This window comes from Kitasatospora sp. NPDC036993, from assembly GCF_055607525.1.
Genome location: NZ_JBVJRP010000005.1, coordinates 430,429 through 450,241 on the forward strand (window position 1 = coordinate 430,429; position 19,813 = coordinate 450,241).

Here is a 19,813-nt window from a genome sequence, read left to right on the forward strand (position 1 = left end):
TCAGAAGACGATGGGACAGAACGGGGCCGGGTCGTGGCGGAACGCCGTGGCGGCGGCCCTGACCGCGCCCGGGCGCAGTTCGCGCACCAGGCCGGCCCGGGCGAGCTGCACCAGGGAGGTGCCGCCGAGGTGCAGCGAACCCAGTTCCCGGGCCGTCAGCTCCAGGTCGGCCGGCGCGGTGGTGGGCCGGCACTCGCCGCCCTCGGCGCCGGTGCGCAGCCGGAACCGCCGCTCGTTCCAGGGGCAGAGCGGATCGGTGACGTCCAGGACGATGTCGGTCTCGGTGGCGTAGCCCCGCTGCTCCAGCGCCCGGTCGACGTCCACCAGCCGCACGTGCAGCTGGTCGCGCAGGACGGGCGCGGCGCTGCGGAGGTCGGTGAGCAGGGCGAGCACCGGGTCGTCCACCGGCCGGTCGGCGACCACGCTGCCGGCGAGGTCGACGTCGAGCAGGGCGTGCCACAGCGCCGCGCCGGAGGCGGGATCGCGGGCGAACAGCTCGCGCACCGACACCTCGTAGCGCGGTACCGAGTCCACCCAGGCCGAGGTCAGCCGGTAGAGGGCGTAGCCGGACGGCTCCCCCTCGTCCTCGGCCACCATGCAGAGCAGCCGGCCGGATCCGCCCCGGTGGTCGGGCAGGTCCAGGACGGCCCGGGCGGCCCAGACCGCGTCCCGGCGCAGCATCCCGGGGCGCTCCCCGACGCACTGCGCGTACACGGCGGCGATCGCCGCGGCGTGCTCCTCCGGTCCGCCGATCCGGACGGCCCGATCGCCGCCGTCCACGCGCAGGTCACGGGCGTGCCGGGCGATCCGCACCTTGACGGCCTGGCTGGCGAGGCCGAACCCGAAGCGGCCGTAGATCCCGGCCTCGGTGGTGTTGAGGGCGGCCACCGCCTCGGCACCGCTGTCGTGCAGGGTGTGCAGGACCCGGCGCACCATCGCGCTCATCACGCCGCGCCGCCGGTGTTCGGGCGCGACGGTCACGTAGCCGAGGCCGGCCACCGGCCGGGGACCGCCCGGCAGCGTCATCTCCAGGGAGTAGACGGCGCAGGTCCCGCAGGTGCGGCCGCCGGTCCGGGCGACCACCGAACGTTTGGGTTCGAAGATCGACGCCGCCGAGGCGTGGTACTCCGCGGAGTGCTCGTAGCCCCCGTACGCGAGTTCCGCGACCGGGAAGACGTCCTCCCAGGAATCTGCGGTAGATAGCTCCGGAACGGCAGAGAATTCGGGCATGCGTGTCACACGCTCCTCACTTACTGAAGATCCCTGGAATTCAGATCATGACGGTCCGGAATATGAGACGGCGCGTTTCCAGAGACAGGTAGACCAGCGCACACGGGTGTCCGGTGACCGGACCACGTCAGAAGTCACAGGTATATCACGATCGAACCACGCGGCGTCAAGAAGCAGGAACTGCCCCACTGTTCACTGGTCCGAAACGGTGATCGGCGTTCTCAACCGGAATTCGATGGTTCGCATCCAGCACTCTTGTGATCACTGGAAGATTCACTCAGACTCGGCTGCGGCGGATGATCCCTGGTACGCCAGCGATCCATTCTGATCCGCCCTCTTGCCCGTTTCTCTGATCACAGCGAGGAGACAGGTATGTCCAACCCCAGGTTCATCGCCGGGAACACTCCCATCGACGCGTGGCAGCAGCACGTCGAGGAGGACAACGGCACCGGCATCTACATCGACGTCGACACCTCCGCCGGCAACTTCAGCGAGACGCCCGTCTACACCGCCAACCTGTGCGGCCGCGACTCGATGTGGACGACCACCGGCGGCAACACCATCTACACCCCGACGTCGAAGGGCTTCCGGATCTACGTCCGCTGGCAGGACGGCCGGCCGCTGCCGGTCGAGTACGCGGTGAGCCACAGCTGGTACATCAGCTGGGTGGCGACCGAGGTCTGAGACCTGCCCAGGTCCCGCTGAGGCTCTGATCCGCTCCCGGGCCGGCCGGCGCCCGCACCTGCTGCGGTCGCGGGCCGGCCCGGTCGCGCCGGGTCCCGTCCCTGTCCCCGTTCCCGCCTCTGCCTCCGTCCTCGTTCCGCAACCAAGGGAGATCCATGCGAGCCCCCACCGAGCGGCAGCTGGGCCAGTTCTGCGGCGACACCGTCCCCCACCACCCGGACGTCACCGCCTGGAGCCTCATCGAGGCCGCGGCCGCCCGCACCCCGCACGCCGTCGCGGTCGAACACCCCGGCGGCACCCTGACCTACCGCGGCCTCATGCAACGGGTCGACGCCCTGGCCGGCCGGCTGGCCGACGCCGGGGTCCGCCGGGGCGACTTCGTACCGCTGGTGATGACCGGCGGCCCCGAACTCCCGGTCGCCATGCTGGCCGTGATGCGCTGCGCCGCGGTGTTCGTCCCGCTGGACGAACAGTGGCCGGGCCCTCGCCTGCACCCCATGGTCGACGCGTGCGACCCCGCCGCGATCCTGCTCTCCCCCGGCGCCGCCCAGGACGGCTGGGCCGCCCCGGTCCTCACCGTCGACCCGGTGTCCGGCACGGACCCCGATCCGGCCACCGCGGCGGCGGACGCCCGCCCCGCGCGGCCGACCTCCGCGCCGCCCCGACCCGACGAACTCGCCTACGGCTTCTACACCTCGGGCTCCACCGGCACCCCCAAGTGCGCCCTCAACCTGCACAGCGGCCTGGCGAACCGGCTGCTCGCCATGGGCCGCCGGTTCGGTTCGTCCCCGGGCAACGTGGTGCTCCAGAACAGCCGGCACACCTTCGACTCCTCCCTGTGGCAGCTGCTCTGGCCGCTCACCTGCGGCAGCCGGGTCGTCATCCCCCGTGCGCACGACATCCTCGACCTGACCGCCACCGTCGAGGTCATCGAACGCCACCGCGTCACGATGACCGACTTCGTGCCCACCATCCTCACCGCCCTCGTCGAACTGCTCGACTCCCAGCCCGAGTTGGTGGACGGTCTGGCGAGCCTGCGGATGCTGCTGGTCGGCGGCGAGGAGATCGCCCCGGAGAGCGTACGGGCCCTGCAACGGCTCCTCCCGCACCTGCGGGTGACCAACACCTACGGCCCCACCGAGGCCTCGATCGGCTCCGTCTTCCACGAGGTGACACCGCAGGACCCCTCCCCCGTGCCGATCGGCCGGCCGATCGACAACACCTGGGCGATCGTGCTCGACGAGCACGGCGAAGCGGCCCCCGCAGGGGAGATCGGCGAGATCTGCATCGGCGGCGCGTGCCTGGGCACCGGCTACCTCGGCGACCCCGACCGCACCGACCTGGTCCTCGTCGAGAACCCGTTCCCCGAGTTACCCGGGAAGCGGATGTACCGCACCGGCGATCTCGGCCACCACGACACGGACGGGCTGCTCTACTTCGACGGCCGGCGCGACCAGCAGGTGAAGATCGGCGGCGTGCGGGTCGAACTCTCCGAGATCGAGCACGCGATCACCTCGCACCCCTCGGTGCGCGAGGCCAAGGTGCTGGTCAGCGACCACGGCGGCGGACAGCACCTGGCCGCCTTCGTCACCGTACGGGGCGAACTGGCGACGAGCCGGCTCAGGTCCCACATCCGCGCGCTGCTGCCGGCCGAACTCATCCCCAAGCGGTTCATCAGGCTCGACGCCGTCCCGGTGAACGGCAACGGGAAGACGGACCGCAAGGCCCTCGCGGAACTCCTGAAGGCCCCGGGACCGACGGAGCCGAACGGCTGGGCCGCCACCGGGAGCGGCACCGAACGCACCCTCGCCGAACTGTGGAACGCCCTGCTGCCGGAGCCCGTCACCAGCCCCGACGCCGACTTCTTCGACAGCGGCGGCGACTCGCTGCGCGCCCAGCGGCTCGCCCTCGCGGTATCGGCCCGCTTCGACACCCCGCTCTCGATCCGGGACATCGTCCACGCGCCGACCATCGCGCTCCAGGCCGCCGCGCTCGACGGCGGCCGCGCCCTGCCCGCCGCGCCGGCCGCCACCACGGCATCCGCCACCGACCTGACGCTGCCCGCCGACATCCGGCCGGCCGGCACCCCGTCCGGGCCGCCGCGGCACGTGCTGCTCACCGGCGCGACCGGGTTCGTCGGCGCCCAGCTGCTGCACGACCTGCTGGACCTGACCGACGCCACCGTCCACTGCCTGGTCCGCGCGGACGGCCCGGACGCGGCACGCCGCCGCCTGACCGACGCGTTGCACGGGTACCGGCTGTGGCGCGAGGGAACCGGCCACCGGATCGACGCCGTCCCCGGCGACCTGAGCAGCCCCCGGCTCGGCCTGAGCCCGGCCGACCTGCACCGGCTGGCCGACCGGGTCGACACCGTGGTGCACGCCGGAGCCATGGTCAACCTGGTGCGCGGCTACCGCGCCCACCGCCGCGCCAACGTGAGCGGAACCGTGGAACTGCTCCGGCTCGCCGCCACCGGCCGGCCCAAGACGGTGCACTTCGTGTCCACCCTCGCCGCCTGCCCGCCGCAGCCGACCGGCGGCATCGCGGTCCTCGAACGGCCGGTCCCCGCCGGCCTCACCCCCGACACCGGCTACGGCCAGTCCAAGTGGGTCGCCGAGCGCCTGCTGGAGGCCGCCGCCGAACGCGGCATGGCGGTCGCGGTGCACCGGCTCGGCGAGGTCATGCCGGCCACCCGCACCGGCATCCCCAACCCCGGCTCACGGGTCGAACTACTCGTCCAGGCCTGCCTGCGGGTCGGCGCCTACTTCACCAGCGACCTGACCACCGACTACACCCCGGTCGACCACGTCGGACGGCTGCTGGTCACCGCCGTCAACCACCGCCGGCCCGGCTACTTCCACCTGCTGCGGCCCGGTCCGCTGCGCCTCGACGACGTGCTCGGCGCCTTCGGAACCGCCTTCGGCCTGCGCGAGGTCGAGTACCGGGAGTTCTGGCAGGCCGTCCACCAGGCCGCGGCGGCCGACCCCGACAACCGGCGGCTCGCGGGGGCGCTGGCCCTGCTGCCGGTGCCGGAGACCCGCCCCGCACGGTCACCGATGGCCTTCGAGGACGCCGCCGCCCGCTTCGGCACCGACCGGGCCGAGGAACTCGCCGCCCTCGCCGACGCCCGGAGCATCCCGTCCAACCGGCACGGGCTGCACCGCTACGTCGCCCACCACCAGGAACAACGGGGATGACCGGGACGGAGCGGGCACCGGCGGGCGCGCGCCGGTCAGGGGGACTCACTACCATGACCTGACCGACCACCACCTCGCCGGCCGGCGCTCCGCTCCGCCGGCCACCACACCAACCGGGGACCAGCCGTGACCGTGCCCGCCACCAGGCATCCCGGCGCCGACGTGCCCGCGGCCGGTCCGGCGCCCGGTGGCGGCCGTTGGGCCGCCGCCGAGGCCGGCGTGCTGGCCCTGCCCCGCTCGCGGCGCGGCGGGCGCGGGCCGAGCCCGCTGCGGATCCTGCGTCAGCAGCGCCGCGAGGCCGCCCACGAGGGCTATCTGGCGTTCCTTTTCGACCCGCGTGAGCCGCACGGCCTGGGCGCGGAGTTGCTGGCCGCCCTGCTGGCCCTGGCCGGCCTGCCGGAACTCGCCGCCGATCCGCTGCTGGACCGGTCCTCCGTGCACCGGCAGGTGCGCGGTGCCAAGAGCCGGCCGGACCTGGTCGTCACCGGCCCGGCGGCCTCGGTCGTCATCGAGCTGAAGATCGACGCCCCGGAGGGCGACGCCCAGACGTCCCACCAGGGCGACGACTTCGCGGACCTGCCGAACCCGGTGTTCGTCTACCTCACCCCGACCGGCCGGCCGCCGGGCGACCCGCGGTTCCGCCCGGTCTCCCTGCGCGACCTCGCGGGCGAACTGGCGCGCCTGCTCGCTGCCCGGTCCTCCCGACCGTCCCGGCCGGACGCCCCCGGGCGGCGCCACGCGGACGACTACCTGAGCGACTTGGAGACCACCGTGGGCATCGGCACCGACGACGACGAGGACGCCGCCTTCTGGATCACCCACTCCACCGCGCTCCTCGCGGCCCAGGAGGCGGCCCGCCGGCTGCTGAGGCAGCTGCCCGCGCGCTCCGTCGCACCGCTCGGAGCACTCGCCGCGGAACTCGGCGGCGACCTCGCCGTGACCACCGTCGACTACAAGGCCGTCGGCGGCAGTGGCAGCTACCCGGAAACGGCCGTCCTCGTCAGCCGGCCCGAGTGGCTACGGGACGGCAGCGCCGTGCTCGGGTTCGGTCTCGGCATCCGCCGGGAGGACGACGGGCACCCCGGCCCCGATCCCGACGCCGGGAACCTCGCCCCGTTCCACGGCGTCTACTGCACCGATGCCACCCTCCGCGAGGCCATCGCCCTCCGGTTCGTCTCCAACGGGTGGGGCCGGCGCTGGGGGTGGTGGCAACGCCTGGAACTCACCGCACAGCCCGCGGGCACCGGCTTCGTCGACCACACCACCGCCCGGCTCGCAGGCCTGGTCCGGGAGACCTGGCGGGAACGGGCCGCCACCGTCGACCTCCTGTGGGCCGCGCACCACGCGCCGTAGCGCGCCGAGCCACCCCCACCGCCCCGCTGCGCTGCGCTGCGCTGACCGGTGTTTCAGGAGACGGACGGCCCGACGCCCGCACCCCGGTAAGGTGGTGGCTCATGGCCAGTCGTAAAACGTCGATCTTGGAAGCAGCGGCGCGGGTGATCGCGCGGCGCGGGGTGCGCGGACTGCGGGTGGAGGAGCTCGCGGCGGAGGCGGGTGTGTCCACCGCGCTGATCTACTACCACTTCAAGGACCGCACCGGGATCCTCCGGCAGACGCTGGAGTTCATCAACGACCGGGCGGGGCGGTACACGACCGAGCGCGCCGCGGACGCTCCGCCGGCCCCCCGCGAAGAACTGGAGCAGACCCTGCTGCTGGAGCTCCAGGACACCGTCGAGGTGCGGGAGAACAGCACGGCCTGGGGCGAGCTGCGGGCGAGCGCGGTGTTCGACGAGACGCTGCGCGAGGACCTGGCGCGGGCCACCCGGATCTGGGTGCAGGAGATCGCGGAGCTGCTCGGCACCGTACGGCCGATGTCCTCGGCGGTCGCGCTGGCCGGGGCGGCGGAGCGGCTGACCGCGCTGCTGGAGGGCCTGAGCACCCGCTGGCTCAGCGGCAGCCTGCCGCTGGCGCACGCCCGTACGCTCCTGGCCGACGCGATCGACGCCGAGGTCGACCGCCTCGGGTCCTGACCCGTACCGGCCGTCCGCCGGGCGTCACTCTGCGCAGTGAACACGTCAAGGATGAGTCAAGGCCCGCCCGCGAGTTTGACTGATTTTTCAGTCAATGCAAGCCTGAAGCGCAGGAAGGGTGCCGCCGGGCCGTCCCCGCGCTGCGCCGCCGCGTCGCGGCGCGAAGAGTGGAGTCGGCGGCCCTCGGCACCCTTCCCGGCACCGTCGCACGATCTGGAGACCCTCATGACCCACTACCGCGATGACCGTTCCGCCGAGCCGTACCCCTGGGGTCCGGCGGACGACGCGCGTGGCGCTCCGCGGCGCGGCCGAGCAGCCGGTGCCGGGTGACGCGGGACTGCGCCGGGTCCTCGCAGAAGCAGGAGTTGGTGTCCGGCTCGGCGATCTGGAGCGCGGTGTGCACCAGGTCCCCGACGAACAGGGCCCGCTCACCGCCGGATTCCAGGGTGAGCACGGACGAACCGGGAGTGTGCCCGGGCGCGAGGTCGAGCCGCAGGTTCCGGTCGATCCGGTACGTCCCCTCCCACAGGCGGGTCAGCCCGGCCCGGTGGACCGGAGCGACGCTGTCCTCGGGCCGCACCCCGGCGGCGGCGAGGTTGCCGAGGTAGTCCGTGTCCAGCCGGCTCCACACCGGCGCGTACGGCCGCTCCTTGTGATTGCCCACCCCGGTGTCGACCAGGATCGCGCGCCCCTCGCTGCGCAGCAGCCAGGACTGGACCGCCGTCCGGCACTCGTCCGCCACCGGGTCCCAGAAGTCGGGCGCCAGCCGGGCCCGGTGCTCCTCCCACGAGCCGTCCGGGCTGTCCGGGAAGAACCGTCCCGGCGAGAGCCCGGCCGAGCCGTAGAACTCCTTGATCCGGGTGACGGTCACGTCACCGAGGGTGATCTGTTCCGGGTTCCGATCCATGGGTCCGTCCTCGGGGTCCGGGGCACAAGGCCGACTGGGACCGAGCCTGGGCCCCCGGAGCGGCACCCGCCAGACCCGGCCCTTCCTATCCCTCGCGGGGTGTGGCTGGACCGCACCGCGCGTCGAATACTGGGCGGATGAACGGACCCGGACCTCTCGGCGCCTTCCTCCGAGCCCGACGGGCGCGACTGCGGCCCGAGGACGTCGGCCTGCGCGAACTCGGGCCCCCCAGACGGGTGGCCGGGCTCCGACGCGAGGAGGTGGCCCAGCTGGCGGGCGTCAGCGTCTCGTACTACACCCGGCTGGAACAGGGCCTGTCCCGCGGGGCCTCGGCCGAGGTGCTCGACGCGATCGCCCGTGCCCTGCTGCTCGGCGACCACGAGCGCGGGCACCTCGACCGGCTCGCCGCCGCCGCCCGCCACGCGCTCCGGGCGAGCCGCCCGCGACCCGAGCGGCTCGCGGCCGAGACCCGTGACCTCCTGCGCGCCCTCGACGACGTCCCGGCCGTCGTGCTCGGCCGCCGTACGGACGTGCTCGCCTGGAACGCCCTCGGGCACGCCCTGCTGGCCGGGCACGTGGACTTCGGCGGCCCGGACGACCCGGCGGGCCGCCCGAACCTGAGCCGGATGCTCTTCCTGGACGCGCCCACCCGGGAGCTGTACGCGGACTGGCAGCGCAAGGCGCGCACGGTGGTCGGCAATCTGCGCACCACCGTCGGCAACCACCCGGAGGACCCGCTGCTCGCCGGGCTGATCGGCGAACTGACGATGAGGAGCCCGGAGTTCGTCGCCCTGTGGGGCGACCACCGGGTGGCCCCGTGCGACACCGACGCCCACCGGCTGCACCACCCCCTCGTCGGCCCGGTGACGGTGACCCAGCAGATGCTGTCGATCGCCCGGTCACCGGACCAGACGCTCATCGTGTACACCGCCGCCGGTTCCTCCTCCGGCCGGGCCCTCGCCCGCCTCGGCCGGACGAGCGGCCCCGGGAGCGTGGCCGCCGACGCGCAGTGGCGCGGATCACAGCGGGATTCGCACGGGACGCGAAATGCGGGGCCCGCCGGGGCGGTTGGCAGGGGCGACCGTTCCCGTCCCGGCGCACACCACCGCTCTCCACGAGGAATACCCATGACCGTCACCGAGTCGTCCGTCACCGAGTCCGCCGCCTCCCGCGCGGCCGGGATCCTGTCCAGGCCCGTCACGATCAACGGGCTGACCGTGCCCAACCGCATCGCGATGGCGCCGATGACACGCGCGTTCTCCCCGGGCGGCGTCCCCGGCGAGGACGTGCGCTCGTACTACGCCCGCCGCGCCGCCGCGGGCGTCGGCCTGATCGTCACCGAGGGAACGTACGTCGGCCACGAGTCCGCGGGCCAGAGCGACACCATCCCGCGGTTCCACGGCGAGGAGCAGCTGGCCGGATGGGCCCGGGTCGCCGAGGACGTCCACGCGGCGGGCGGCACCATCGTCCCACAGCTCTGGCACATCGGCATGGTGCGCAAGCAGGGCGACCCGCCGTTCGCCGACGCCCCCGCGATCGGCCCGTCCGGCATCCGCCTGGACGGCACCGAGGGGGCGGGGCGGGCGATGACCCGGGCGGACCTGGACGCCGTCGTCGGCGCGTTCGCCGAGGCCGCCGCGGCCGCCGAGCGGATCGGCTTCGACGGCGTCGAGCTGCACGGCGCGCACGGCTACCTGCTCGACCAGTTCCTGTGGGCGGGCACCAACCGCCGAACCGACGCCTACGGCGGCGACCCGGTCGCCCGGACGAAGTTCACGGCCGAGCTGGTCGCCGCGGTGCGTGCGGCCGTCTCCCCGGACTTCCCGGTGATCTTCCGCTACTCGCAGTGGAAGGCGGAGAACTACGACGCCCGCCTCGCCGACACCCCCGCGGAGCTGGAGGCGATCCTCGCCCCGCTCGCCGAGGCCGGCGTCGACGCCTTCCACGCGTCGACCCGCCGCTACTGGGTCCCCGAGTTCGACGGCTCGGACCTCAACCTCGCCGGCTGGACGAAGAAGCTCACCGGCCGCCCCGCCATCACCGTCGGCTCGGTCGGTCTCGACGGCGACTTCGTCCACGCCTTCATGGGCGAGGGCGCGTCGGTCCAGGGCATCGACAACCTGCTCGACCGGCTGGAGCGCGACGAGTTCGACCTGGTCGCCGTCGGCCGCGCCCTCCTCCAGGACCCGCAGTGGGCCGCCAAGGTCCTCTCCGGCCGCTTCGCCGACCTGCGTCCCTACGACGCCGCCGCGATCCGCACCCTGAGCTGACCACCGTGCCCCAGGGCCCGGCTCGCACCGCGAGCCGGGCCCTGGGCGCGCCAGGGCGTGTCTTGTGGATCTTGTCGGATCAGGGCGCGGCGTTGGGGTGCGTGCATCGCAAGGCGGAGGAAGGAGTCCATGCGGTGGGGGCACCTCCCGGCCGAAGGCTGGGGGCCATCGGCGACTGACGACAACGCGGCGAGGTGCGTGCCCCAGCGTCGCGCACCCGGCAAGGATCCGCAAGACACGCCCTACACGGCGAAGGTGGGGCGCCTGGGCGCCCGGCGGCGGCCGGAGGAGCCCTGGTTGTCGCGGCCGGCGCCGGCCCTGGTGTCTCCCGCGGGGCGGCCGCGGCGGCCACGGCTCCCGGACGGGCCGCGGCGGGGACGCTCGACGACGGGGTCGGGGACGACGGTGGGGACACCGGTGGGCACGCGGGCGCCGGTGATCCGGGCCAGGTCCTCGTCGCCGGCGCTGACCCTGGTGGTGACCGGGGTGATGGCGGCCGTTGCCATCAGGCGGGCCATCGCGCGGCGCTGGTTGGGGAGCACCAGCGTGACCACGGTGCCGGACTCGCCGGCCCGGGCGGTGCGGCCGCCCCGGTGGAGGTAGTCCTTGTGGTCGCCCGGCGGGTCCAGGTTGACGACGAGGTCGAGCCCGTCGACGTGGATGCCGCGGGCGGCGACGTTGGTCGCGACCAGGGCCGTGACCTGCCCGGTTCGGAACTGCTCCAGGGTGCGGGTGCGCTGGGGCTGGGCCTTGCCGCCGTGCAGGGCCGCGGCCCTGACCCCGTTCGCGAGCAGGTCCTCCACCAGGCGGTCGGCGCCGTGCTTGGTGTCGATGAACATGATCACCCGGCCGTCGCGGGAGGCGATGTGGGCGATCGTGGCGTTCTTGTCGAAGTTCTGCACGTGGAGCACGTGGTGCTCCATGGTGTTGACCGCTCCGGCGGACGGGTCGACCGAATGGGTGACCGGGTCCTTGAGGAAGCGCCGCACCAGCCGGTCGACGTTGCGGTCCAGGGTGGCGGAGAACAGCATGGTCTGGCCGCCTTCGGCGACCTGTTCGAGGAGTTCGGTGACCTGCGGCAGGAAGCCCATGTCGGCCATCTGGTCGGCCTCGTCGAGCACGGTGACGGCGACCCGGTCCAGCCGGCAGTCGCCGCGCTGGATCAGGTCCTTGAGCCGGCCGGGGGTGGCGACCACGACCTCCGCACCGCGGTTCAGCGCCCATGCCTGGCGGCCGATCGGCGTGCCGCCCACCGCGGTGGCCATCCGCAGGCGCACCGCGTGGGCGTAGGGGGTGAGGGCCTCGGTGACCTGCTGCGCGAGCTCGCGGGTGGGGACCAGCACCAGGGCCAGCGGCTGGCGCGGCTCGGCCCGCTGCCCGGCGGTGCGGGCCAGCACGGCGAGGCCGAACGCGAGGGTCTTGCCGGAGCCGGTGCGGCCCCGTCCGAGGACGTCGCGGCCGGCCAGCGAGTTCGGCAGCGTCTCGGCCTGGATCGGGAACGGAGCCGTGACGCCCTGGCGGGTCAGCACCTGCAGCAGCGCCTTGGGCATGTCCAGCTCGTCGAAGGACGCGGCGGCCGGCAGTGCCGGGGTGGTGCTCACCGGCATCGCGAACTCGCCCTGCACGGACGAGCCCTGGCCGGCGCCGCGACCGGACGGGCGCCGGCCCCCGGCGGGCCGGGCGCCGTAGAAGGATCCGGCACCGGAGCGGGAGCCGCCGCCGGAGCGGGAGCCACCGCCGGAGCGGGAATTGCCACCGGAACGGGAATCGGCGTTCTGGTAGGAGGAACGACGGGAGCGGTTCATACGGGAAACCTTCCTCGGGGCGGCACGTTGCGAGGAAGGCTCCGGGGCGCGGGGCGCCGCGGGAGACCGCAAGGGAACGGGCCGGAAATGTGACGGTCGGAGCGTGGACGGTGGAACCGTGCGGCACGTCACCTACGGTCGGCGCTCACCGCGGAGGGCGGGAGCGAAGAACCTCTGAACCGTGAGCTGTCACGGCAGGGCGCCGATCCGGACGCGGCGCTGAGCGTCTCGCGTGGGGATGGCCGCCGGTGGCGGAGCCAGGGGGCCTGAGCGGCCGGGGGGTGCCTCGCGGCGCCATGCCGAGGGGCCCGTACCGGGCGTGTGCGCGGTACGGGCCCCTCGCTGCTTGGCGGGTGCCGTGGCAGAAGAACTACAGCGGGCGGATGTTCTCGGCCTGCGGGCCCTTCTGGCCCTGCGTGACGTCGAACTCGACCTTCTGGCCCTCGAGCAGCTCACGGAAGCCGTTGGCGTTGATGTTCGAGTAGTGGGCGAAGACGTCGGGGCCGCCACCCTCCTGCTCGATGAAGCCGAAGCCCTTTTCCGAGTTGAACCACTTCACGGTGCCATTAGCCATTAAAAATCTCCTTCAAGGGGCTGTCCGAAGCCCGCACAGTGCGGACTTCGAGTCGCCGCGGGAAGCACCCACCCGGGGAAGAGCCGGGAAACAAAATGCGCCTGCGAAACATCAGCAGGCGCACACAAAGTTCATGGGAACCACTACTGCAACTAAAACGACTCTAGCAGGCCGGAGCGCGCCGCGGGCGAATATTTCGCTCCCGGTTTCCGGGAGACGCCCCCGGGGCCGCCGGCCCGGGGGCGTCCGGGCCGTCAACGCGCCGCGGCGGCAGGCCGGTTGGACGGCCGCGCGGCGTCCGCGCCGAGGGCCGGAGGAAACGGTCCCGCGGGCGCGGCGGGTCCACCCGCACCGGGACGGCGCCGGGCCGGCGACCGCGGCGCGCCAGCCGGCACCGATCGGGGGCGCGCCGGACGGCGCGCGCGGCATTTCGGGGTCCCACTCGAACTCGGGGGCGCCGAGAAGACCCGTTCCCGGGGTTTCCGGCGCATACTGGAGGGGATGACGAATTTCTCAGCAGTCCGCCGCCCTCTGCCGAGCAGCCCCTTCAAGGCCCCGCCGGAGGCACCCCGCAAACATTTCGCCGTCGGCGACCGAGTCACCCATGACAGGTACGGCCTCGGCCGGGTCATCGGGGTGGAAGGTGACGGCGACACCGCCGTGCTCGTCGACTTCGGATCCCAGCAGGCACGCATCACGCCGCCGTACAGCGCGATGTACGCCCTCTGACCCCGGACGCTCCCGGCTCTCCGGCCGGCGGTGCGCACGCCTCACGGGCGGAGCGCTCCGTCCGGGCGGTGTGATGCCCTGCCCCGGTACCGTCCACGCGCCGGTACCGGGGGCCGCTGTGCCATGCCCCGGCGTCGCGCAGGTGGCGGGCCGGGGGCGAACCGGGGATGTCCGTGCGGGCGGCTTCCGGCGGGCACTATCCTCGGGTCCATGTCGAATCCTGATGAGCTGCTCGTCGACATCGCCGCGATGGTGGAGTCCGAGTGCAGCAACCAGATGCCCCTGACCGTGGTCGTCCCGGGGGCCGTCATCACCGGCCGGCTGGCACCGGAGAGCCTGTGGAACGAACGGGTGGCCGAAGTCCTCGCCGCCTCGGACTTCCTGAAGCCCTTCGCCGCCCTGTTCGTGGCGCCCGCGACCGCCGACGGTGAAGCGGCGGTCGAAGAAGTGCCGCCGCCCGCCGCGCGGCCGACCCACCTGCACCTGCACGTCGCCCGCATCCTCCAGGGCAGTTACGGCCTACCCCACACCGGTGGCATGTACCGCATCGCCATCGCCGACATCAGCAGCTGGTCGGTGGGAGACCTCAGCTACTCCGATCAGTGACGCCTCGCCCGGGGAGGCCGGCGCCCGGCGGTCAGCCGCTCCAGGAGGTGGTCGACGTGGTGGGCCTGGCGGCTCCTCCGGTGGCCGTGCCCCTGGCCCCCGGGGCCGCGGGCCGCTGAACGTCGGCCCCGCCGCCGGAGGTGGTCGTCCGGACACCCGGGCTCCCGGCCGTGCCGCCGGCCGAGGTCCGCGGCACGGCCGGGGCCGCCGGAGGGCGGTGCGCCGCGGTCGTCCGGAGCGCGGTGGGGGCGGCACCGGCCGACGGCCGGCCACCGCCCGGGGTGGTGCGCTCGATCCGCAGCACCAGGTTGCGGTCCCTGCGGTCGTCGGCCAGGTCGCGGTTGCGGCTGTGCACGACCTGCGTCGGCACGCCGCGCACCTCCTCCCAACGCCCCTGCACCGCGCGGATGTTGGGGCACCACTCGCCCTCGTGGCGGTGTTCCAGGTCCAGCTGCCAGCTCTCCGCGTCGACGACGTGCACGGCGCCGACCTCCCCGGGGACCTCCACCGGCGCACCGCCCCTGACCGTCACCACCGCCCGCTGCGGCCACCGCCCCTCGACCGCCGTGACCGTGATCCGACTCGGTCCCTGGTACCAGGCCATCGCTGTCCTCCCGCGTCCGTCCTCGCGCCGGCTGCCCACCGGCCTCAGTCGGTACCACGGACGGCACCGCCCCCGGGGTTCGGTCCGGCCCCGCGGACGGAGCCGGACGGAGGCGGAGTCGCGCCGGGCGGCCGGACACGGGGCTCACAGTGACGCTTCGCAGGCCTCGCGCAAGGCCGAGGGGACGCGCCCGCGCTCACTGACCCCGAAGCCGTTCGCACGGGCCCATCGACGTACCGGCTCGTCCTGCGGACGGGGATCGCGCCTTCGGGCGGCGGAGCCGGTCCAGTCGCCCGAGGAGACGCCCTCCAACCGGTCCGCCATGTGCTGGAAGAACGCGGACAGGGACGGGTACTCGCCCTCCTCGGGGGACGATCCCTCGCTCCAGGACCCCACCGTTCCGGTGCCCGCGTTCAGGAACGTTCCGTGGAAGCCGTCCAGCTCCGCGACGATCGGCAGTCACTCCCGGCGCCAGGGCCGCTGGTCGGGATCCCCGGACGGTTCCCACTCCGCCAGGGCCGTCAGGTGGGCGTGGACGCGCTCGATGTCCATGAGGCCGAGCAGGAGCCCGCCATCCGGGACGACGTCGCCCCAACCCGCTGTGACCAGGCATGATCCGAAGCCGGCCGCGCTGCGGGCTCCCGGAAAGCACTGCCCGGATCGTACGTGCGCCCACCGACAGCCGTCCGAAGCCGTCCGGAAGCCGGGGGAACGGCCGCGCCCGCACGCGTCGACGGCCCGTCAACTCGCCGATGGCGCGGTTCCGTGGTTTGCCCGCGAAGCACATCACAATGGGTCGCGACTCGACTACGGGAGCCACTCATGACGATGACCCTCATCAAGGGCCGCTACCAGATCAAGAACTTCGAGCCGGACGGCGACACCGTCCACTTCCTCCCCGACGACCCCGGCTTCTGGCCCGAACTCCCCGGCGAACACAGAGTCAAGCGGGACGTCCACGGCGGCGCCTCACTGCGGTTGGACGGGATCGACGCGCTGGAGACCCACTACCAGGGTGCCGGTCCCGACTTCGTGCACCAGCCGCTCGGGCTGGGCGCCCACGGTGCCCGGGACGCCCTGCTGGCCTGGCTGGGCTTCACCGACGTGACGCAGGGAGCGGACGAGACGGTCACCTCCGCCACACCGGAGACCGTCGCCGGATTCATCCTCACCGGCGGCGCCGACACCTACGGCCGCTGCGTGGCCATGGTCGGCAGGGGCGCGCCCGTCCCGGACGCCAGAAGCGGAACGGTGCTCAAGGTCGACGTGCCGCTGCTGCACCAGACCGCCAACCACGAACTGCTGTCCCGCGGCCTGGTCTACCCGACGTTCTACTCGAACCTGCCGAGGGACCTGCGCCTCGACATGGCCGCCACCGCCCGGCAGGCACAGGCCGCGAAGGCCCCCGGCAGCGTCTGGGCCAACGACGTCACGCACAGCGGAGCCACCATCGAGGACCTCGGCTCCCTCACCGACGACCTGGTCATCCTGCCGAAGCTGTTCCGGCGGCTGGCCGACTACCTGCGGCTCTTCGGCCCCGCCCTCGACTGCCTGCCCGCCTACCTGGCCGGTGCGGGCGACGAGTTCTTCCTCTCCGACCAGAGCACCTCCACCGTGGGTCTGCAACGCGTCGTCGACGTCCACGACGACACGGTCAAGCTGCGCCCCGGCATCGAGGACATCGTCTTCGTCGAGAAGTGACCGCAGACGCCCGTAACGGGGCCCCGCCACCGGTGGGTTGGGTGGCGGGGCCCCGGCGCGGGGTGGCTCAGCTTCCGGTGCCGGCGCGGTGGCCGTGGCGGAAGAGCGGGGCGCGGGTGTCGAAGGGGACGTCCTCGCGGGCCGCGGCGACGGCGGCGTCGGAGGCGGGCAGGTCGAACGGGAGGGTGGCGGTCATCGGGGCGCGGCCGAGGGCGGCGTCCAGCACCACCTCGTCCGCGGCGCCGAACTCGCCGAGCAGCAGGGCCGCGTGCGGGGCGAGCGGGGTGAGCACGGCGGGCCGTTCCAGCTGGGCGGCGAAGACCGTGGGGACGACGGCGGCCAGCGCGGTGAGGCGCTCGGCCTCGGCCGGTTCGAACTCCAGCGAGCCGCTGTGGAAGTGCTGTTCCAGCATGCCCTCGCGCCGCTCGTACGGGGTGGCGAGGCGGACCACGGCCAGGTCGGCCTGGGCCGGGTCGTCCACGACGGTGCCGTACCGGGCGGCGACGGCGGGGTCGACGCCCTCGACGTACAGCCGCGATCCGGTCCGCGGGTGCCCCGCGAGGTGGACCACGGAGCGGCGCTGGACCTCCCGGCCGAGCGCCCGGCCGGCCTCGGTGCCGACCAGTTCGGCGGCGGCGTCCGCGTCGACGTACGGGTCGTCGAAGAGGCCGAGCCGGAACTTGTCGCGCAGGATGCGGCGGACCGACTCGTCGAGCCTGGCCTCGGTGACCGCGCCGGAACGGACGGCGGTGAGGATCAGCTCCGGGTCGGTCTCGCCGCCGAGCTGGTCGGCGCCCGCGTCCAGGGTGAGGACGACCTGCTCGGCGACGGCCAGCTCCTCGACGCCCCAGTGCCGCGGGGGCAGCGTGACGACGCCGGGGACGGCCATGCCGGTGATGGCGTTGAAGTCGGTGCAGACCACACCGTCGAAGCCGTAACGCCCGCGCAGCAGGCCGGTGATGACGTCCCGGTTGAAGTTGGCACCGACCTCGGCGAGGCCGCTGCCGGAGGGGATCGCGTAGGCGGGCATGATCTGCGCGGTGCCCGCGGCGAAGGCCGCCTCGAAGGGGCGCAGGTGGGTCTCGAACTCGCCGCCGGGGTAGACCAGTCGGCGTCCGGCCGCGAAGTGCGAGTCCTCGCCGCCGGCCTGCGGGCCGCCGCCGGGGAAGTGCTTGGTCATGCAGGCGACGCTGTCCGGGCCGATCCGCTCGCCCTGGAGGCCCTCGATGTAGGCGGTGATCATGCGCGAGGCCCGCTCCGGGTCCTCGCCGAAGGTGCCGCTGATCCTGGCCCAGCGGGGCTCGGTGGCGAGGTCGGCCATCGGGTGGATGGCGACCCTGATGCCGACGGCGCACAGCTCGCGGCGGATCAGGTCGGCGTAGCGGTGCACCAGGTCGGTGTCGTCGGTGGCGGCGAGGCCGATCGGCTCGGGGCCGGTGCTGAAGCCGCCGCCGACGTGGGCGGTGGCCGGGTTGGCGGAGAAGCCGTGCCGGGGGTCGGAGGAGAGGGTGACCGGGATGCCCAGCCGGCCGGCCGCGGCCAGGTCCTGGACGTGGTTGTTCCAGTCGGCCATGGTGCGCGGGTCGGGGACGGCCATCATGGCGAAGTGGGTGAGGCCGCGCTCGGTGATCAGGTTCGCGCCGGACGGGAACGGCGGGTGCTCGCCGGGGAGCATCCGGCCGTGCAGCATCAGGGCGGCCTTCTCGGCGAGGGTCAGCCGGCCGAGCAGGTCCTCGACCCGCTCCTCGACGGGCAGCCGCGGGTCCTCGTAGGGCTCCATGGTGCCGTTGTGGTTGAGGTCGCGGAACGGGGTGCCGTCGGTGTGGTGCAGGAGGGTCAGCATGCCGTCACCCCGGCGGTGTCCGCGGCGGCGGTACCGGCTGCCTTGGCGGTGAAGGCGTCCAGGGTCCCGGCGGTGACCCCGCAGGCGGTCAGGAAGCCGGCGGCGCCGCCGTGCTTGACGCGGACCAGCTCCAGGAAGGTGCTCATCGCCCCGGCCGGGGCCTCCAGCAGCGGGGCGGGGATGCGCAGTTCGCCGGCCTCGACCTGGTTGAGGGCGGCGCGGTTGCGGTCGGCGAGACCGGCCCAGATCTGCTGGATCGCCTCGTTGGTGCGGGCGTAGTCGGTGACGATCTCCTCGGCGGGCACCCCGAGGAGCTCCAGCAGCAGCGCGGTGAGCAGCCCGGTGCGGTCCTTGCCGGCCGCGCAGTGCACCAGCACGCCGCCGGGGCGGACGGTGGCCTCGACGGCGGCGGCGAGGGCCTGCGGCGCGGACTCGGCCATCAGCAGGTAGAAGGCACCGAGGTCCTCGGCGGTGGTCATGGCGCGCATGGACTGCTCCAGCGCGTCGTTGGCGGGGTTGATCCGGGCGGCGACGACGGCGATGTCGGCGGCCTCGACGGCGGCCCAGTCCTCGGGGCTGCTCTCGGCCTCGCCCCTGAGGTCGACGATGGTGGTGATGCCGTGCTCGCGCAGCTGGGCGACGACGGTCTCGTCGGCGGCGGGGAAGGGCTGGGCGGAGCGGAACAGGGCACCGGGGCGGATCCAGCGGCTCGCGGGGTCGGTGAGCGTCGCGGGGTCGCGGAAGTTGACCAGGGACATGGGGGGCCTTTCGGAACGTGCGAAGTGCGGGTACGACGTGCGGATACGAAGGGTGTGACGAGAGGTGTCACCAGGGGTGCGGCGAAGGCGCGCGGCGGGGCCGCGCGAGGGGGTGACGGGGTGACGGAGGGCGTGCGGTGCCGACCGGGCGGCCGGCGGCGCGCCCGGGGGTGGCGGGGTGTGACGGGGTGTGGGGCCGGTCCGGGTCAGCCCGCCGCGGCGAGCACGTCCCGGTAGGCCCTGACCCAGTCGGTCAGCCTGCCGCTCTCCGGGCCGGTCAGGACGTGGCGCCGCACCATGCCGCCGAACATCGCGCCGAGCGCGGTCGGACGCAGGTCCTCGACCGGGTCGACGCCGAGCCGCTCGGCGGCGATGGTGACGGTGCGTTCGATGAAGGCGTCGATGACGACCAGGGCGTAGTTGTGCACGGAGTGCACCTCCAGCAGTCCCTGGCGCAGCCGGCGGCGCCGGGCGGTGTGCTCGACGGACTCCTCCAGCCGTCCGCCGGTGACGGTCACCGCGTGTTCGAGCGCGCCCCAGAGCGGGAGTTCGGCCGAGGCCTCGGCGAACGCGTCGAGCAGGACGTGACCGAAGTCCCAGCCGAAGAGCAGGGCCTCCTTGGCCGGGTAGTAGCGGAAGAACGTGCGGTGGGCGACGTCGGCGCGGCGGCAGATCTGGTCCACGGTGGTGCGCTCGTAGCCCTGCTCCTCGAAGAGGTCGAGCGCCGCGGTGCGGATGCTGTCGCGGGTGCGCGCCTTCTTGCGGTCGCGCATGCCCGGCTCCGCCACGGTGTCCGTCCCCTGCATCGTTCTTCCGTTTCCGTTCGGTGAGTCGGGTGTGGATGGGGCCGCCGAGGGGGCGGCTGTCTGTACCGA

General features: G+C 73.7%; 17 protein-coding genes and 1 pseudogene. 9 read left to right on the forward strand and 9 right to left on the reverse strand.

Annotated features, from left to right (window positions below; translation table 11 throughout):
- Complete coding sequence (locus ACZ7C5_RS13615) at positions 1-1,230, reverse strand: GNAT family N-acetyltransferase (RefSeq protein ID WP_401082427.1); 1,230 nt, start codon at positions 1,228-1,230, stop codon at positions 1-3.
- Between the two features lie 372 nt (positions 1,231-1,602).
- On the opposite strand from ACZ7C5_RS13615, the gene ACZ7C5_RS13620 reads away from it, so the two are divergent.
- From ACZ7C5_RS13620 to ACZ7C5_RS13635, 4 genes are all read left to right on the forward strand, one after another.
- On the forward strand, positions 1,603-1,914 hold the full coding sequence (locus ACZ7C5_RS13620; RefSeq protein WP_188298395.1) for a hypothetical protein: 312 nt from the start codon (positions 1,603-1,605) through the stop codon (positions 1,912-1,914).
- 155 nt (positions 1,915-2,069) lie between these two features.
- On the forward strand, positions 2,070-5,111 hold the full coding sequence (locus ACZ7C5_RS13625; protein ID WP_470322637.1) for a non-ribosomal peptide synthetase: 3,042 nt from the start codon (positions 2,070-2,072) through the stop codon (positions 5,109-5,111).
- A 126-nt stretch (positions 5,112-5,237) separates the two neighbouring features.
- Positions 5,238-6,464: a hypothetical protein gene (locus tag ACZ7C5_RS13630; protein WP_401082434.1), complete on the forward strand. Its 1,227-nt coding sequence runs from the start codon at positions 5,238-5,240 to the stop codon at positions 6,462-6,464.
- A gap of 101 nt (positions 6,465-6,565) precedes the next feature.
- On the forward strand, positions 6,566-7,141 hold the full coding sequence (locus ACZ7C5_RS13635; protein ID WP_401082436.1) for a TetR/AcrR family transcriptional regulator: 576 nt from the start codon (positions 6,566-6,568) through the stop codon (positions 7,139-7,141).
- 223 nt (positions 7,142-7,364) lie between these two features.
- On the opposite strand, the gene ACZ7C5_RS13640 is transcribed toward ACZ7C5_RS13635, so the two are convergent.
- Positions 7,365-8,048, reverse strand: a complete 684-nt coding sequence (locus ACZ7C5_RS13640; protein WP_470322638.1) for an MBL fold metallo-hydrolase — start codon at positions 8,046-8,048, stop codon at positions 7,365-7,367.
- A 137-nt stretch (positions 8,049-8,185) separates the two neighbouring features.
- Here ACZ7C5_RS13640 and ACZ7C5_RS13645 point away from each other — a divergent pair.
- Positions 8,186-9,004: pseudogene (locus ACZ7C5_RS13645) on the forward strand (helix-turn-helix domain-containing protein); the annotation flags it as partial.
- Positions 9,005-9,175: 171 nt separating this feature from the next.
- On the forward strand, positions 9,176-10,318 hold the full coding sequence (locus ACZ7C5_RS13650; protein ID WP_401082451.1) for an NADH:flavin oxidoreductase: 1,143 nt from the start codon (positions 9,176-9,178) through the stop codon (positions 10,316-10,318).
- Positions 10,319-10,560: 242 nt separating this feature from the next.
- Here ACZ7C5_RS13650 and ACZ7C5_RS13655 read toward each other — a convergent pair whose 3' ends face one another.
- Positions 10,561-12,123, reverse strand: coding sequence for a DEAD/DEAH box helicase (locus ACZ7C5_RS13655; RefSeq protein ID WP_470322639.1), 1,563 nt, complete (start codon positions 12,121-12,123; stop codon positions 10,561-10,563).
- Positions 12,124-12,493: 370 nt separating this feature from the next.
- Entirely contained in the window at positions 12,494-12,697 is a 204-nt protein-coding gene (locus ACZ7C5_RS13660; RefSeq protein WP_045694210.1) for a cold-shock protein, read from the reverse strand.
- 501 nt (positions 12,698-13,198) lie between these two features.
- Here ACZ7C5_RS13660 and ACZ7C5_RS13665 point away from each other — a divergent pair.
- Positions 13,199-13,426: a hypothetical protein gene (locus tag ACZ7C5_RS13665; protein WP_188301407.1), complete on the forward strand. Its 228-nt coding sequence runs from the start codon at positions 13,199-13,201 to the stop codon at positions 13,424-13,426.
- Between the two features lie 210 nt (positions 13,427-13,636).
- Positions 13,637-14,032 (forward strand): hypothetical protein, encoded by a 396-nt coding sequence (locus tag ACZ7C5_RS13670; protein WP_401082458.1) that lies wholly within the window; start codon positions 13,637-13,639, stop codon positions 14,030-14,032.
- Between the two features lie 31 nt (positions 14,033-14,063).
- Here the strand turns inward: ACZ7C5_RS13670 and ACZ7C5_RS13675 are convergent, their stop codons facing one another.
- Together ACZ7C5_RS13675 and ACZ7C5_RS13680 are read right to left on the reverse strand one after the other, a co-directional pair.
- Entirely contained in the window at positions 14,064-14,636 is a 573-nt protein-coding gene (locus tag ACZ7C5_RS13675) for a hypothetical protein (protein ID WP_401082461.1), read from the reverse strand.
- Between the two features lie 144 nt (positions 14,637-14,780).
- Positions 14,781-14,960 (reverse strand): Lsr2 family DNA-binding protein, encoded by a 180-nt coding sequence (locus ACZ7C5_RS13680; protein ID WP_401082886.1) that lies wholly within the window; start codon positions 14,958-14,960, stop codon positions 14,781-14,783.
- A 498-nt stretch (positions 14,961-15,458) separates the two neighbouring features.
- Here ACZ7C5_RS13680 and ACZ7C5_RS13685 point away from each other — a divergent pair, with 498 nt between their 5' ends.
- A complete protein-coding gene (locus tag ACZ7C5_RS13685) occupies positions 15,459-16,337 on the forward strand; it encodes a nuclease (protein WP_401082463.1) in 879 nt (292 codons plus the stop codon).
- A 67-nt stretch (positions 16,338-16,404) separates the two neighbouring features.
- Here ACZ7C5_RS13685 and ACZ7C5_RS13690 read toward each other — a convergent pair whose 3' ends face one another.
- The 3 genes from ACZ7C5_RS13690 to ACZ7C5_RS13700 form a co-directional block, all read right to left on the reverse strand.
- Positions 16,405-18,180, reverse strand: coding sequence for a glycoside hydrolase family 3 protein (locus tag ACZ7C5_RS13690; protein ID WP_401082466.1), 1,776 nt, complete (start codon positions 18,178-18,180; stop codon positions 16,405-16,407).
- Positions 18,174-18,938: a tyrosine-protein phosphatase gene (locus ACZ7C5_RS13695; RefSeq protein WP_470322640.1), complete on the reverse strand. Its 765-nt coding sequence runs from the start codon at positions 18,936-18,938 to the stop codon at positions 18,174-18,176. Before ACZ7C5_RS13695 ends, ACZ7C5_RS13690 begins: the two co-directional genes overlap by 7 nt.
- Positions 18,939-19,144: 206 nt before the next feature.
- Positions 19,145-19,744, reverse strand: a complete 600-nt coding sequence (locus ACZ7C5_RS13700) for a TetR family transcriptional regulator (protein ID WP_401082471.1) — start codon at positions 19,742-19,744, stop codon at positions 19,145-19,147.
- Positions 19,745-19,813 lie beyond the last annotated feature (69 nt).